This is a genomic window from Nonomuraea sp. NPDC059194 (assembly GCF_042754765.1).
GTDB lineage: Bacteria > Actinomycetota > Actinomycetes > Streptosporangiales > Streptosporangiaceae > Nonomuraea.
The window spans coordinates 200,476-215,321 of the sequence record NZ_JBHZBH010000001.1 but is presented as its reverse complement, the minus strand read 5'-3'; the positions used below and the strand labels follow the sequence as shown (position 1 = coordinate 215,321).

Genomic DNA, 14,846 nt, shown 5'->3' with positions numbered 1-14,846 from the left:
TCAGTAGTTTAGGAGGAGCCGGTCGAGCACCCGCACTCCGAACTGGAGCGACTCAACCGGGACACGCTCATCCACACCGTGGAACATCCCCGCGAAGTCCATGTCCTTCGGCAAACGGAGCGGAACGAACCCGAACCCGCGCACGCCGAGGTCGGCGAAGAAGGTCTTGTTGTCGGTCCCGCCCGACATGCAGTACGGCACCGCCCGCGCCGTCGGGTCCTCCGCCTTCAGCGCCGCGATCATCGACTCGACCAGCGCGCCGTCGAACGTCGTCTCCAGCGCGATGTCGTGCTGCACGAACTCGCGGCGCACGTTCGGCCCCAGCAGCTCGTCGACGGTCTTGAAGAAGTCGTCCTCGTAGCCGGGCAGGAACCGGCCGTCGACGACCGCGCTGGCCTGGCCGGGGATGACGTTGGCCTTGTACCCGGCCTCCAGCATCGTCGGGTTGGTGGTGTGGTGCAGCGTCGCGCCGACGAAGCGGACCAGCGGGCCCAGCTTCTCCAGCACGGGGCCCGGGTCCTCAGGGTCGAACGGCAGGCCGAACGCGTCGGACACCTCGGTCAGGAACCGCCGCACGGTCGGGGTGAGCGTGATCGGCCACTCGTGGCCGCCGAGCCGCGCCACCGCCTTGGCCACCTCGGTCACCGCGTTGCTCGGGTTGAGCATCGAGCCGTGGCCCGCCGTGCCGTCGGCGACCAGCTTCATCCAGGACAGGCCCTTCTGCGCGGTCTCGATGAGGTAGAGGCGCAGCGACGGGTCGACCTCCAGTGAGTAGCCGCCCACCTCGCTGATCGACTCGGTGACGCCGTCGAACAGGTCGCGGTGGTTGGCGGTGAGATACTTGGCGCCGTAGACGCCGCCCGCCTCCTCGTCGGCCACCCACGCGAAGACCAGGTCGCGCCTCGGCCGCCTGCCCTCGCGCACCATCTGGCGCAGGACGGCGAGCATCATCGCGTCCATGTCCTTCATGTCGACGGCGCCGCGGCCCCAGATGTAGCCGTCGCGGATCTCCCCGGCGAACGGGTCGACGCTCCAGTCGGCGGCGTTGGCTGGCACCACGTCGAGGTGGCCGTGGACCAGCAGGGCGGGCAGCGAGGGGTCGCTGCCCTCGATCCTGGTGACCACGTTGCCCCTGCCGGGAGCGCTCTCGCTGTAGTGGGCCTCGACGCCGACCTCTGCCAGCCGCGCCATGACGACCTCGGCGGCGGCGCGCTCGCCTGGACCGCTCCCGTCGCCGTAGTTGCTGCTGTCGACGCGGATCAGCTCGGCGGTCAGCTCGGCGACTTCCAGTTCGGCGGGGGTCATGAGAACTCCAGGCTCTTGCGCAGGAATCCGCGCTTGTAGGCACGGGTGATGAGGGTGACGTTGACGTCGGTCACGTCGTCCAGGGGGCCGACGACCTCCGTCAGGAAGCGGTAGAGGTCGGCCTCGTGAGCGACCGCCACCTGGACGAGCATCGTGTAGGTGCCCGAGGTGGCCGCGCAGTAGCGGACCCCGGGATCCTTGGTGAGTCTCTCACCCACCTGGTCGAGGCCGTGCGGGCGCACACGCAGCCACAGCTGCGCCTCGACCTCCAGGCCGAGCAGCGAGGGCTCCACCTCCGCGCGCAGCATCAGCAGCCGCCGCTCCAGCAGCGAGGCCACCCTGCGCCTGGCGGTCGGCAGGGAGATGCCGAGCTGCTCGGCGATCGCGGTGAACCCGATGCGGCCGTCGGCGACCAGGAGCTCGGCGATCTCGCTCTCCAACGGCGACAGGCCGTCGTGGTCGGGCAGGTCCACCGGCGCCGCCGCGGGGCGCAGGAGGCCGACCTCCTCGTCGGTGAGGTACGGCGCGTGCCACTCGGCCACCGTGCGGAAGGTGTGCAGCACGACCTGGGTCTGGGTGCCGGCGACGCCGTCGATGCCGTGCACCTCGACGTTGAGGATCTCGTGCAGCGCGGCCCTGGTGGGGGCGACCAGCTCGGCGCCGATGTCGGCCGCGCCCGTCACGGAGTAGACCGAGCGGGTGTCGGCCCTACCGGCCAGCGCGTCGGCGACCGCGGGGGCGGTGCCTGGCCGTACCTGGACGTGCAGGTGGACGGGGCGGCCGTGGCCCGAGCGCAGGTCGTCGTAGATGGCGGTGACCTGGACCGCGCCCTCGGAGATCAGCCGCTGCAGCCGCCGGGCGACCGTGCGCTCGTGCTCGCCCACCACCCGGCCGATCTCGCCCCATGACGCGCGCGGGCTGACCTGCAACGCGGCGACCAGGCGCCGGTCGAGAACGTCCACCGAGGGCTGTCTCCATGTCGGGTTTGTAAATTCGTGACCAGATGTTTGACTGTTTCGGTCGTTCGGATGCACAGTAAGCCATCTCCGCACGCGAAGCAAAGGAGCCCCAGTGGCAACCCCCTCCCTCGAGCATTCGCCACTCGGCATCCCCCGAAGCCGCAGCCGCCAGCTCCTGGCGGCCAACGTCGGCAACGTGGTCGAGTGGTACGACTGGTACGCCTACAGCTTCCTGGCCGTCTACTTCTCCTCGCAGGTATTCCCCCAGAACGACAACCCCCTCGTTCCCGTGCTGAGCGCGTTCGCGATCTTCGCCGTGGGCTTCTTCATGCGGCCGCTCGGTGGCCTGCTCGTCGGCTCCTTCGCCGACAGGTTCGGCCGCAAGGCGGCCATGACGTTCACCATCATGCTCATGGGCGGCGGCTCGCTCCTGCTGGCCGTCACCCCGACCTACGCTGCCGCGGGCGTGCTTGCGCCGATCATCCTGACCCTCGCCAGGCTCATCCAGGGACTGTCGGTCGGCGGCGAGTTCGCCGCCGCCACCACCTTCCTGGTGGAGTCGGCCCCTCCAGGGCGCAGGGGACTGTTCTCGAGCTTCCAGTACGTCAGCACCACCATCGGCCAGCTCCTCGCCTTGGGCTTGGCCGCCCTGCTGGCCACGATGCTGTCCAAGCCCGACATGGACTCCTACGGCTGGCGCCTCCCGTTCCTCATCGGCGCCGTGCTCAGCCTCGTCGGCCTGTGGATCCGCAGGGGTGCCGACGAGACCTCCGCCGTGTCGCAGGAGATCCAGGAGGGCAAGGTCGAGCGGCCCAAGCTCTTCGAGTTCCTGATCCGCTACCCGAGCAAGGCCGCCCTGATCGTCGGCATCACCGTGGCGGGAACCGTCGCCTACTACACGTGGACGACCTTCCTGCCCACCTACGCCCAGCAGAACGTCGGCTTCGACAAGGCCATGTCGCTGCAGGTCGGCACGATCTCGCTGCTGTTCTTCATGGTGCTGCAGCCGCTGCTCGGCATGCTGTCGGACAAGGTCGGCCGCCGGCCGATGCTCATCGCCTTCGGCCTGGCCTTCACACTGCTGCCGGTGCCGCTGCTCGGCGCGCTGTCGAACTCCTTCTCCAGCCTGCTGATCATCCAGCTCATCGGCATGGTCTTCCTCGGCTGCTTCACCTCGATCTCGGCCGCGGTCAACTCCGAGCTGTTCCCGACCCGCGTGCGGGCCTCGGGCGCGGGCTTCCCGTACTCACTGACCGTCGCCATCTTCGGCGGTACGGCGCCGCTGATCGGCACCGCGCTGAAGGACGCGGGCAACTCGGGGCTGTTCCCCTGGTACATGTCGGCGCTGGCGCTGGTCTCCACCCTGGTCTACGTCTTCGCGCTGAAGGAGACCAAGGACCAGCCGCTGTCGTAGCCGGCTAGCTGCTCACGGACGTGCAGGGCCTGCCGCGCAGTTCCTTCACGTAGTCGTCGGGAGCGCCTGCCCTCTCCGCCGCCTCGGCCAGGATGCCGAGGTAGCGCGCGGAGGGCAGGCCGCCCTCGTAGCTGTCGAGGACGTAGAACCAGGCGACGACCTCGCCGTCGAGTGTCTGCACCCGCAGCCGCACCTTGTGGTAGAGGCCGCGGCTGGCGCCCTCCCACTGGTCGAGGGAGTTCTCGTCCCACTCGGGGACGTCGTAGAGCACGACGAAGACCTGCTCCTCGGGGTTCTCCACGATCGTGGAGAGCGCCCCCTCCCAGCCGATGTCCTCCCCGCCGAACGTCAGGCGCCAGCCCTGCAACCAGCCGACACCGCGCATCGGCGAGTGAGGGGCGCGCATGGCCATCTGCTTGGAGTCCATGTTGGAGCCATAGGCGGCGTAGACAGGCACAGCCACCAAGGGTAGCCCCGTTCGTCGGCGCGTCGCGATATGCGGGACAATAGGACACGTGACAAGGATCGTGATCATCGGTGGCGGCCCAGGCGGCTACGAAGCGGCCCTGGTGGCCGCGCAACTCGGCGCGCAGGTCACGATGGTCGAGGAGGACGGCCCCGGCGGCGCCTGCGTGCTGACCGACTGCGTGCCGTCCAAGACCTTGATCGCGACCTCGGTCCGCAAGCAGGCGCTGCACGACGCGCCGTCCCTCGGCATCCACTACAACGGCGGGGCCGACGGCGACGTCGGGGTCGCCGAGGTCGACCTGCCGCTGGTCAACAAACGGGTCAAGGAACTGGCCCAGGCGCAGTCGGCCGACATCGGGACGCGGGTCGCGGCCGAGGGTGTCGAGATCATCAAGGCGCGCGGGCGGCTCGTCGACCCCCAGGTGGTGCGGGCGGGTGACCGTACGATCAGGGCCGATGTGGTGATCGTGGCGACCGGCGCCACCCCGCGCATCCTGCGCGGCGCCGAGCCCGACGGGGAGCGCATCCTCACCTGGCGGCAGCTCTACGACCTCGACGAGCTGCCCGAGCACCTCATCGTCGTCGGCTCCGGTGTCACAGGAGCCGAGTTCGCGGGCGCCTACCGCTCGCTCGGCTGCGAGGTCACGCTGGTCTCCTCCCGCGACCGCATGATGCCCAACGAGGACGCCGACGCGGCCGAGGTGCTCGAAGAGGTCTACCGGCGGCGTGGCATGAACGTCATGGGCCGCTCCCGCGCCTCCTCCGTCAAGCGCACCGCCGACGGGGTCGTGGTCACGCTGGAGGACGGACGCACCGCCGAGGGCTCCCACGCGCTGATGACGGTCGGCATGGTCCCCAACACCTCGGGCCTTGGGCTCGAAGAGGCGGGCGTGACCCTTGACAAGGGCGGGTTCATCCAGGTCGACAAGGTCTCGCGCACCTCCGCCCCCGGCGTCTACGCCGCCGGCGACTGCACGGGCGTGCTCATGCTGGCCTCCGTCGCGGCCATGCAGGGCCGCATCGCCGTCTGGCACGCGCTCGGCGAGGCCGTGCAGCCGCTACGGCTGGCGACCGTCGCCTCCAACATCTTCACCGACCCCGAGATCGCCTCCGTCGGCGTGTCGCAGAAGCAGATCGAGGCGGGCGAGATCGAGGCCAACGTCGTCAAGCTGCCGTTGTCGACCAACGCCAGGGCCAAGATGCAGGGCTTCAACGACGGCTTCGTCAAGCTCTTCTGCCGGCCGCACACCGGCATCGTGCTGGGCGGCGTCGTGGTGGCGCCCCGGGCCTCTGAGCTGATCCTCGCGGTGTCGGTCGCCGTGCAGCAGCGGCTCACCGTCGACCAGCTCGCCCACACCTTCGCGGTCTACCCGTCGCTGTCCGGGTCGATCACCGAGGCGGCGCGCAGACTGATGCAACCGATGGCCGCCATCGGCATCTGACCTGATCCGCCGGGGTCAGCCCGTTGGACGCAGTCGGCTGCCTTCAGGCGCGGTGGATGCGGGGGCGGCGGGCGGCGCTCGCCCACAGGGTGAGGGTGACGGCCAGGCCGAGTGAGCCGACGACCACCAGCACGAGCCCGACGGAGATGCCCCGGCCGGCCGCAGGGGGCTGCGTCCCGATCTCCAGGCTGACCACGCGTTCCTCGGCGGCGGTCGGCGACGGGGTGGACCAGCCCTTTACGACGTCCGGCAGGGTCTTCGGTTTGCCCACGGCGCCCGTCAGGTCGAGGTCGTCGGCGAAGGTGAAGTCGGCGTCCTGGACGTTGGCGCCGTGCAGATCGGCCCCGTCGAGCTCCGCCGAGCTGAACACCGCCTCGCGCAGGTCGGCGTCGCGGAAGACGGCGTTGGGCGCCTGCAGCGAGCCCATCTCGGCCTCGTGCAGCTTGGCCTTGGAGAAGTCCGCCTTGCGGGCGTTGGCCTGGCCGAGCCTGGCGTCGATGAGGTCGGCGCCGACGAGCTTGGCCAGCGTGAGGTTCGACTGGCCGAGCACGGCCCTGGTGAGCCGCGCGCCGCTGAGGTTCGCCCGGGGGAACTGCGCCTGGGTGGCGCCCACGTCCACGAGGATCGCGCCGCGCAGGTCCGCGTAGTCGGCGTGCAGCTGCCCCAGGTCGGCCTCGGTCAGGTTCGCCTGCCGGAAGTCGGCGTACTTCGCGGTGACCTGGGTGAAGTTCGCCTGCTTCAACGAGGCCTTGCGCAGGATCGCGCCCGTCATGTCCTTCTGGGTGAGGTCGACGCTGTCGAGCTTGGCGCCCGTGAGGTCGGCGCATCGCAACGACCGGGGGAGCGCGCGGCCCTTGGTGAAGTCCACCTTGCGGAGGTTCACCCGGTCGGCGGGACGGCACGGGCCCGCCTGGGCGTTCGCGGAAGCCGTGGGCAGGGCCACGGCCGAGGACAGGGCCACGAGCGCGGCGAGGAGCGCGAGGGGGATCAGACGGCGCAACAGGGCCTCCTAGACACTGGCCCCGAGATCTGCCAGGCGGATCACTTTGCCGCCATTTTACAAACTTGCCCCCATTCGCGGGCAGCGCCCTGGCCACGCCCCCGTACCGCAAGCCGCCGCACCGCGCCGGACCGCACCCCCGGGGACCGCACCCCCGGGGACCGCACTCCCTGGGGACCGTGCGTCCCCGGACCGCAGCGCCGAGACCGCAGCCCCGGACCGCATGCCGCGCCGTACCGAGCGGTGGGCAGTGGGCGTGCTCCCGCGCATGCGTGAGGGCCCCGGTGAAACGCTCACCGGGGCCCTCGTCGTCAGGTCAGGAGGCGGAGCCTGTTACCAGTCGCCGCCGCCGAAGTCGCCACCACCGAAGTCGCCGCCGCCGCCGAAGTCACCCCAGCCGCCGCCACCACCGAGGTCGCCGCCGCCGAAGTCACCTCCGGCACCGGCGTCGGAGTAGCCCTCCGCGTAGCCTGCGCCGTAGCCGCCCATGCCAAAGCCGCCGCCGAGCATGCTGCCCATCATGGTGCCGACGAACATCATGGTCATGATGTCGCCGAAGCCGCCGTAGTAGCCGTAGGCGTAGGGCTGGTAGGCGGGACCGGCGTCGTAGTAGGGGCGGTACTGGCCGTTGACCATGACCTGGCGGGTCTGCGGGTCGTAGCCGCTCTCCACCGCCGTGGCGTCGGCCGCGCAGGCCGGGACCTCGCGCGGAGCGCCGCCGGGCGGGGCCCAGCGCACGTCACGCACCGAGGGGCCGTGCTGCGGGTTGAAGAAGCAGGGCGCCCGCCGCTCGGGGACGGGCTGGTTGTTGACCCTGGCCTTCACCACGGCAAGCGCGTAGCGGCCGTCCTCGAGCGTCGTGGTGACGTCGCGGACCTGCTCGGCCTGCGTGATCGAGTCGAGCTGGGTCTTGGCCTTCTCGTAGGAGTCGAGGGCGGTCTGCCACTCGGTGATGTTCTGGCCGCCCGCGCCGGCGAGCTTGACGTCGGTGTCGAGCGCGGTGATCTCCTCACCGAACGTGGTGACGTCCTCCTCGACGGTCGTCTTGACCGCGGCCAGCTCGGCGGCGCGCTGCGCCTCGAGCTTCTTCTTCCTGTTCTTGGAGTAGAGGAAGTAGCCGCCACCGCCGACGAGCGCCAGCACGCCGAGGCCGACCAGGGCGCCGGTGCCGGAGCCGCCGTCGGCCTTGCTGCCGGTGTCGAGCGCGGTGCGCTTGCCCGAGGCGGCCAGGTCGATGCGGTTGGTGAAGTCCTCCATGCCCGCCACGATGTCGCCGGGGTTGGCGTTGGTGGAGAGGCTGGTGATCCGGGTGACGACGGACTGCTTCACCTGGCTCGAAGCGGCGTACAGGGTCTTGCCGTCGATGACCGCGATGGTGGCCATCGGCCGGCCGGCCTGGTCGAGCGCCTTGCCGAGCTCGGTGAAGTAGGTGCCGAGCTGCGACTCCTGCACGGAGTTGTCGGGCAGCGCCACAGCGTAGATCTTGTTGTCGGCGCCCTTGAGCGCGTCACGGATGCCCGACTGCTCATCGGAGCTGAGCGGCGAGCCGGACTGCACGAACAGATGGTCTCCGCCCTTCCACGTGGCGAGCACCGTGGCGGCGTCGGGTGGGGCCGCGGCGTGCGCGGCGGGCGAAAGCGCGAAAACGGCGAACAGACCGGCGATCAGAGCCGCGATCGCGGCCGTCGTCCGGCGCAGCGAATGGGTCATGGGCAGCAAGCCTCCTTCGTCCTTCAGGACGAATGAGCAGTCGGCAAAGTTCCTCTACCGTGAAACCTACCCGCTAAGCGTCCTTGATCTCGCAGATGGTCGCGCCCGCGGTGACGGTCTGCCCGACGGTGGCGGACAGCCCGGTGATGGTGCCCGCCTTGTGCGCGGCCAGCGGCTGCTCCATCTTCATCGCCTCGAGCACCACGACGGTGTCACCCTCGGCCACCGTGTCGCCGTCGGCGGCCACGATCTTGACGATCGTGCCCTGCATGGGGCTGACCAGCGCGTCTCCGCTCGCCGCCGCCTTCTTGGCGCCGCCCGATCCTCTGCGCGACGGCTTGGCGGGCGCCGCCGTACGGCTGGCGGACGCGAACCCCGCGGGCAGCACGACCTCCAGCCGCTTGCCGCCGACCTCCACGGTCACGCTCTCCCTGGCGGCCGGCTCGGCGGCGTCGACCGCCCCCGAGTACGGCGGGATGCCGCCCTCCCACTCGGTCTCGATCCACCGGGTGTGGACGGCGAACGGCTCGGCGGTGAAGGCGGGGTCGGCGACCACCGCGCGGTGGAAGGGCAGCACGGTCGGCATGCCGTCGATCTCGAACTCGGCAAGCGCCCGGCGCGAACGCTCGATGGCCTCGGCACGGGTGCGCCCGGTGACGATGAGCTTGGCGACGAGCGAGTCGAAGGTCTGCGGGACGGTCATGCCCTCCTCGTAGCCCGCGTCGAGCCGTACGCCGGGGCCGGAGGGGGCGCGCATGACGGTCAGCGTGCCGGGGGCGGGCAGGAAGTTCAGGCCCGGGTCTTCGGCGTTGATGCGGAACTCGATCGAGTGGCCGCGCAGGGCGGGGTCGTCGTAGCCGATGGCCTCGCCGGCGGCGATGCGGAACATCTCGCGCACCAGGTCGACGCCCGCGACCTCCTCGGTCACCGGGTGCTCGACCTGGAGGCGGGTGTTGACCTCGAGGAAGGAGATCGTGCCGTCCTGACCGACGAGGAACTCGCAGGTGCCGGCCCCGACGTAGCCCGCCTCGCGCAGGATCGCCTTGGAGCTGGTGTAGAGCAGGTCGACCTGCTCCTGGGAGAGGAACGGCGCGGGCGCCTCCTCCACGAGCTTCTGGTGGCGGCGCTGGAGCGAGCAGTCGCGGGTGCTGACCACGACGACGTTGCCGTGGGTGTCGGCCAGGCACTGGGTCTCGACGTGGCGGGGACGGTCGAGGTAGCGCTCGACGAAGCACTCGCCGCGGCCGAACGCCGTGACGGCCTCGCGGACCGCCGAGTCGTACAGGTCGGGAATCTCCTCGATCGTCCTGGCGACCTTCAGGCCACGGCCGCCGCCGCCGTACGCCGCCTTGATCGCGACGGGCAGGCCGTGCTCGCGCGCGAACGCCACGACCTCCTCGACCCCCGACACGGGGTCCTTGGTGCCCGCGACCAGGGGCGCGCCCACCTTCTGCGCGATGTGCCTGGCCTGCACCTTGTCGCCGAGCGCCGCGATGGCGGCGGGGGGCGGGCCGATCCAGGTCAGCCCGGCGTCGATGACGGCCTGGGCGAAGCCGGCGTTCTCGGCGAGGAAGCCGTAGCCGGGGTGGACGGCGTCGGCGCCCGTCTCAGCGGCCACGCGCAGCAGCTTGTCGACGTTGAGGTAGGTCTCGGCGGGCGACTGGCCGCCCAGCGCGTGGGCCTCGCCGGCCACCTTGACGTGGAGCGCGTCAAGATCCTGCTCGGCGTAGACGGCGACGCTGGCCAGGCCGGCGTCCTCGCACGCCCTGGCGATCCGGACGGCGATCTCGCCCCGGTTGGCGATCAGAACTTTCCGCACCGACGTCTTTCCTTTCTCCACCACTGCAAAGGAGTCTAGGGGCGGTCACCTGCCCAGGTATGCGCCGCCGTTCACGTGAAGGACCTGTCCGGTGAAGTGGCCGGCGCCGGGAGAGGCGAGGAACAGGACGGTTTCCGCGATGTCGTCGGGGGTTCCGGCGCGGCCGTTGCGGGTGCTGTCGACCCGGTGCTTGACGCCCTCGGGGGTCAGGCGGCCCCTGAAGAACTCCGTGTCGAGGATGAGTCCGGGCGACACGACGTTGGCGGTGCCCCTGGAACCCAGTTCGGCGGCCAGGTCGGCGGTCCACGACTCGAGGGCGGCCTTGGCCGCGCCGTACGAGCCGGAGCCGGTGCCGCGGGCCGCGATGGAGCCGATGGAGATGATCCTGCCGCCCTTGGCCAGGCGGGGCAGCAGCGCGGTGGTGACGAGGACCGCCGACAGGAGGTTGGCGTTGAGGTTGGCCCACCACGCCTCCGCCAGGTCCATCAGGTCGTCCTCGCGCTTCTGCCGGTCGAGGTTGGTGTTGCCGCCCGCGTTGTTGACCAGCACGTCGACGCTCCTGGGCAGGTGGGCGAGCGCCTCCTGCACGGCGACGGGGCTGGCGGCGTTGAAGGCGACGAAGGAGGCGCCCAGCTTCTCGGCGGCCTCGCGCAGCACCTGCTCGCGGCGGCCGGTGATCGTGACCTTGTCGCCCTGTGCGGCGAACGCGGCCGCTACGGCGTAGCCGATGCCGGTCCCGCCGCCGGTGACCACGACCTCGCGCATGGTTGACCCCCTATGTCCGAACAATCCTCCGGAGGGACCATAGCCGCTCGGCATAACCGGGGGCGATGGCGGGGTTGCCTGCCTATCGTGAGGGCGCCCGTCGGTCGACCCTGGAGGAGCGCATGACGCACAACTTGCTCGGTGGCAACCCCGCGGAGATGCAGCAGATGGCCACCCAGTTCACCCAGCAGGCCGAGGCGGTGCGCAGCACGATGGCGGCGCTGGATCGGGAGGCGGCCAAGGTCGGCACCGCCTGGACGGGGCCGGGAGCCGAGCGGTTCGGCGGGGCCTGGCAGAACTACCGGGCCTCGTTCCAGCGGATGGCTGAGGAGCTGCAGGAGGCGGCTCGGGTGATCAACACCTACCGCGGCAACATCGAGTCGGCGACCCGCTGACCTCTGAAGCCCCGGCCCGGCATCAGGTGGGTGCCGGGCCGGGGCCTTCCAGGCCGGGGCCGGGTGGTGGGTGCGGGTCCCTCAGCCGGTACGGCGAGGCCGGGGTTTCGCGGCGATTCCGGTTCATCCGGATATATGGGGCGGGCTAGGCTCTGGCTCCATGGTCGGAAGGGTTCTTCTCGCCGTCAGCCTGGCGATGACGGTCACGCTCGTGCCGCTCGCCGCCGAGGCCGCCCCCGCCAAGTGCGATCCTCAGCCCGAGCCGGGCCTGACCGAGCTCTCTCCCACGCTGTGGGCGCAGACCCGCATGGACACGCGGCGGGTGTGGCCGCTCACCAGGGGCGAAGGCGTCACCGTGGCGGTGATCGACAGCGGCGTCGACTCCAAGCATCCGCTGGTCCCGCTCCGCACGGAGGAAGACCTCACCTCCACCGGCAACGGCGACTGCGTGGGCCACGGCACCGCGGTGGCGGGCATCATCGCGGGCAGGTACCGCAGCGACCTCCCCTTCTACGGTGTCGCCCCCGCCGTCACGCTCGTGTCGCTCAAGCAGACGAACAAAGAGAGGGGCGACCCCGCCATCCTCGTGGCGGCCATCACCAGGGCGGCCGATATGAACGTCGACGTGATCAACATCTCCACCCAGACCGGCGACATGCCCGCCCTGAGGGCGGCCGTGCAGTACGCGCTGGCCAAGGACATCGTGATCGTCGCGGCCGCGGGCAACTCCGACCCCAAGGACAAGGAGCAGCTGGAGTACCCAGCCGCCTACGACGGCGTGCTTTCGGTGGGCTCGGTGGGACCGGAGGGTCAGCGTTCGGTCTTCTCCAACACCAAGTCCAACGTGGCCGTCATGGCACCGGGACAGGCCGTTACGAGCACGTGGCCGGGCGGGCTGTTCATGGAGGGGCTGAACGGGACGAGCTACGCGGCGCCGTACGTGGCGGGCGTGGCCGCGCTGGTGCGCTCCCGCTACCCCAAGCTCACCCAGGAGCAGGTACGGCGGCGCATCGAGGTGACCGCCGACGGCGCGCTCGGCGCCGGCACGGGAGCGGGTGTGGTCAACCCGCTGCTCGCGGTGACCTCGGTGCTGCCGAACGAGCAGGTGGAGTTGGCCCCTCCGCTGCCGCCGCCGCTGCCGGACAGCGCGATCGCCAAGGCGCCGGCCGTCAACTGGCGGGCGATCACCATCGCGGCGATCGTGGCGGCGTCGGCGCTGGTTCTCGCGGGTGTGATCCTGGTCACGCGGCTGGTCGCACCGATGGGCAAGCGCAGGGGATGGCGGGCTGGACGCCCCAAATGATTACGACTTAACGGTGAACTGTCAGGATCTGCCGCGAAACGCTCGTTACGGGTGGGGCAGATTTGGTTCAATGTGCTCTGATCATGATTTGTCGTCGAAAGGTGGGTCATGGACGCCTTGTCGTCAGGAGACCCTGAGCGCTTTGGTGACTACGCCATCGTCGGACGCCTGGGCGAGGGCCCGCGCGGCGTGGTCTATCTGGGGCGTGACTCCGATGACGGAGAAACACGCGCCATCAAGCCGCTGACGGGCGAGTCCGCGGAAGACAGCGAGACCCTGGACCGGCTGCGCAGTGTCAAGCGCGTCTCCAGCTCCTATGTGGCCCGCGTGTTCGATGTCGGCGTCGCGGACGGCATGCCGTACGTCGTGCGTGAGCACGTCGAGGGCCGCAGCCTGGCGGAGACCGTCGAGGCCGACGGGCCGCTCGACGGCGACGCGCTCGAGCGCGTCGCCGTCGGCGTGCTGACCGCGCTGACCTCCGCGCACCTGGCGGGCGTCACCCACAGGGGCCTCACCCCGCACAACGTGATCCTCGGCGCGGACGGCCCGAGGGTGACCGACGCGGCGATCGGCGAGCCCGTGGGCGAGCTCGGCTACCGCTCGCCCGAGCAGCTGAAGGAATTGCGGTACGGCCCGCCCTCCGACGTCTTCTCGTGGGCGGCGATCGTGGTGTACGCCGCCACGGGACGCGCTCCCTTCGAGCACGAGGCGCGGGCCGTACTCGACGAGAAGCCCGATGTCGGCCCGCTGCCCCAGCCGTTGCGCAGGGTCGTGGTGGCGGCGCTGTCGAAGGAGGTCGCGAAGCGGCCGACCACCTACACCGCGCTGCTGCAGCTGCTCGGCGACAAGAACGCCGACAAGCTCGTCGCCGGCGCGCCCGCGGTGATCGTCCCCGACCCCGCGCCGCCGCTGGAGGGCACGCTCAGGCTGCCGATGTACCGGACGCCCGAGCCCGAGCTCGACCCCGTCCAGACAGCGCCCGTGCCGGCCGCTCCCCAGGCGTGGGGCCCGCCGCCGGCCGAGCCGCCGCAGGAGCCGCAGCCTGGCCCTCACCCTCACCCTCACCCGATCGTCTCGGTGCCCGCGCAGGCGCCGCCGCCCGCCCGCAGGCCGTTCCCCGTGGGGCTGGTCGCGGCGATGGCGGCGGTCGTGGCGATCTCCGCCGTCGGCCTGTGGGGCGCCAACCAGTACGCGGGCACGGCGACCCTGAACGCGAACACCGTGGCCGCCGAGGGCAAGCGGGTCTCCGACGCCGTGCCGAGCCCCAACGGCGAGACCTCGACCACCGGCACGGGCAACGGCGTCACGCAGGCGCAGCCCCAGCCGCAGGGCACGCAGCAGGGCCAGGGCAAGGTGGCGGTGCCGTGGGCCCAGACGCCGGTGCCCGAGTCGACCGACGTCATGCCGTTCGAGCTGCCGACCGACGACCCGAGCAGCCCGCTGCCCGAGCCCGAGCTGACCTCGGTCAGCTCGCCGCAGCCGGTGCCGACGCAGAACATCGCGGTGCCGCCGACGACGGCCCCGCCGGTGCCCTCGCCTGCCCCCACCGTGACGGTGACGGCCGAGCCGACGAACAAGCCGGACCCGAAGCCCACCAAGACGAAGGAGGGCGAGCCCGAGGCTCCGCCGAAGGAGAAGCCGACGCAGGAGCCGGAGCCCACGCCCACCAAGCAGAAGCCGACCGAGCCCGCCGAGCCGACGCCGACCCCGACGCAGACGAAGCCGACAGACCCGGTCGAGCCGACACCGACCAAGTCCGCCGAGCCGACCCCCACGCAGCCGAAGCCGACCCCGACGCAGCCGAAGCCGACTCCCACGGAGCCGAAGCCGACCCCGACGCAGCCCAGACCGACCCCCACGGAGCCGAAGCCGACCCCGACCAAGCCCGCGGAACCCAAGCCGACTCCGACGAAGCCTTCGGAGCCGCCCGCCGAGACGACCAACCCGTACACGCCGGCCCAGGCCTGCGGCGGCGGGTTCTACGTTCAGCGTCAGGCGAGCTTCGCCGGTGGCACGACCTACCAGCTGTACAACAGCAGCAGCGGCTACAACTGCGTGGTCACGATGAAGACCGCCAAGATCGGCCAGCTGAGCAGTGTCACTGCCACCCTGGAGATCCAGGGCAAGTCTCCCGTCACCGACAGCGGCTCGTACAAGTACTACGCGGTCGCCAAGGCGTACGGGAAGGGCAGCTGTGTGAAGTTCTCCGGCAGCACGGACCAGGGCAGCACCAGCTCCGGTTTCGCCAACTGCGGGTGAACCGCTC

At 70.9% G+C, this 14,846-nt stretch carries 12 protein-coding genes; 5 read left to right on the top strand and 7 right to left on the bottom strand.

The window, feature by feature from the left end; translation table 11 throughout:
* Complete coding sequence (locus ACFXJ8_RS01020; protein WP_379641742.1) at positions 1-1,305, bottom strand: M20/M25/M40 family metallo-hydrolase; 1,305 nt, start codon at positions 1,303-1,305, stop codon at positions 1-3.
* Positions 1,302-2,267, bottom strand: a complete 966-nt coding sequence (locus ACFXJ8_RS01015; protein WP_379641741.1) for an Lrp/AsnC family transcriptional regulator — start codon at positions 2,265-2,267, stop codon at positions 1,302-1,304. Before ACFXJ8_RS01015 ends, ACFXJ8_RS01020 begins: the two co-directional genes overlap by 4 nt.
* Before the next feature lie 109 nt (positions 2,268-2,376).
* Between ACFXJ8_RS01015 and ACFXJ8_RS01010 the strand changes: the two genes are divergently transcribed.
* Positions 2,377-3,678 carry an MFS transporter gene (locus ACFXJ8_RS01010; protein ID WP_379641740.1) on the top strand — a complete coding sequence of 434 codons (1,302 nt, stop codon included), beginning with the start codon at positions 2,377-2,379 and terminating at the stop codon, positions 3,676-3,678.
* Positions 3,679-3,682: 4 nt separating this feature from the next.
* Here the strand turns inward: ACFXJ8_RS01010 and ACFXJ8_RS01005 are convergent, their stop codons facing one another.
* Entirely contained in the window at positions 3,683-4,135 is a 453-nt protein-coding gene (locus ACFXJ8_RS01005) for a gamma-glutamylcyclotransferase (RefSeq protein ID WP_379641739.1), read from the bottom strand.
* Between the two features lie 58 nt (positions 4,136-4,193).
* Here ACFXJ8_RS01005 and ACFXJ8_RS01000 point away from each other — a divergent pair, with 58 nt between their 5' ends.
* Positions 4,194-5,588, top strand: coding sequence for an NAD(P)H-quinone dehydrogenase (locus ACFXJ8_RS01000; RefSeq protein WP_379641738.1), 1,395 nt, complete (start codon positions 4,194-4,196; stop codon positions 5,586-5,588).
* Between the two features lie 43 nt (positions 5,589-5,631).
* Here ACFXJ8_RS01000 and ACFXJ8_RS00995 read toward each other — a convergent pair whose 3' ends face one another.
* From ACFXJ8_RS00995 to ACFXJ8_RS00980, 4 genes are all read right to left on the bottom strand, one after another.
* Positions 5,632-6,588: a pentapeptide repeat-containing protein gene (locus tag ACFXJ8_RS00995; protein ID WP_379641737.1), complete on the bottom strand. Its 957-nt coding sequence runs from the start codon at positions 6,586-6,588 to the stop codon at positions 5,632-5,634.
* Between the two features lie 333 nt (positions 6,589-6,921).
* Positions 6,922-8,298 (bottom strand): hypothetical protein, encoded by a 1,377-nt coding sequence (locus ACFXJ8_RS00990; RefSeq protein WP_379641736.1) that lies wholly within the window; start codon positions 8,296-8,298, stop codon positions 6,922-6,924.
* Between the two features lie 73 nt (positions 8,299-8,371).
* Positions 8,372-10,117 (bottom strand): acetyl/propionyl/methylcrotonyl-CoA carboxylase subunit alpha, encoded by a 1,746-nt coding sequence (locus ACFXJ8_RS00985; RefSeq protein WP_379641735.1) that lies wholly within the window; start codon positions 10,115-10,117, stop codon positions 8,372-8,374.
* A 45-nt stretch (positions 10,118-10,162) separates the two neighbouring features.
* The gene (locus tag ACFXJ8_RS00980; protein WP_379641734.1) at positions 10,163-10,882 is read right to left on the bottom strand and encodes an SDR family oxidoreductase; all 720 of its coding nucleotides are present in this window, start codon (positions 10,880-10,882) and stop codon (positions 10,163-10,165) included.
* A gap of 122 nt (positions 10,883-11,004) precedes the next feature.
* Between ACFXJ8_RS00980 and ACFXJ8_RS00975 the strand changes: the two genes are divergently transcribed.
* From ACFXJ8_RS00975 to ACFXJ8_RS00965, 3 genes are all read left to right on the top strand, one after another.
* The gene (locus ACFXJ8_RS00975; protein ID WP_379641733.1) at positions 11,005-11,277 is read left to right on the top strand and encodes a WXG100 family type VII secretion target; all 273 of its coding nucleotides are present in this window, start codon (positions 11,005-11,007) and stop codon (positions 11,275-11,277) included.
* 160 nt (positions 11,278-11,437) lie between these two features.
* On the top strand, positions 11,438-12,580 hold the full coding sequence (mycP, locus tag ACFXJ8_RS00970) for a type VII secretion-associated serine protease mycosin (protein ID WP_379641732.1): 1,143 nt from the start codon (positions 11,438-11,440) through the stop codon (positions 12,578-12,580).
* Positions 12,581-12,688: 108 nt separating this feature from the next.
* Positions 12,689-14,839: a protein kinase gene (locus tag ACFXJ8_RS00965; RefSeq protein WP_379641731.1), complete on the top strand. Its 2,151-nt coding sequence runs from the start codon at positions 12,689-12,691 to the stop codon at positions 14,837-14,839.
* The last annotated feature ends 7 nt before the right edge of the window (positions 14,840-14,846 follow it).

What these genes read in the sequence shown, in the direction of transcription:
- ACFXJ8_RS01020 (WP_379641742.1), bottom strand. Translation starts at nt 1,305, where the DNA reads ATGACCCCCGCCGAACTGGAAGTCGCCGAGCTGACCGCCGAGCTGATC.
- ACFXJ8_RS00990 (WP_379641736.1), bottom strand. Translation starts at nt 8,298, where the DNA reads ATGACCCATTCGCTGCGCCGGACGACGGCCGCGATCGCGGCTCTGATC.
- ACFXJ8_RS00980 (WP_379641734.1), bottom strand. Translation starts at nt 10,882, where the DNA reads ATGCGCGAGGTCGTGGTCACCGGCGGCGGGACCGGCATCGGCTACGCC.
- ACFXJ8_RS00975 (WP_379641733.1), top strand. Translation starts at nt 11,005, where the DNA reads ATGACGCACAACTTGCTCGGTGGCAACCCCGCGGAGATGCAGCAGATG.
- mycP (WP_379641732.1), top strand. Translation starts at nt 11,438, where the DNA reads ATGGTCGGAAGGGTTCTTCTCGCCGTCAGCCTGGCGATGACGGTCACG.
- ACFXJ8_RS00965 (WP_379641731.1), top strand. Translation starts at nt 12,689, where the DNA reads ATGGACGCCTTGTCGTCAGGAGACCCTGAGCGCTTTGGTGACTACGCC.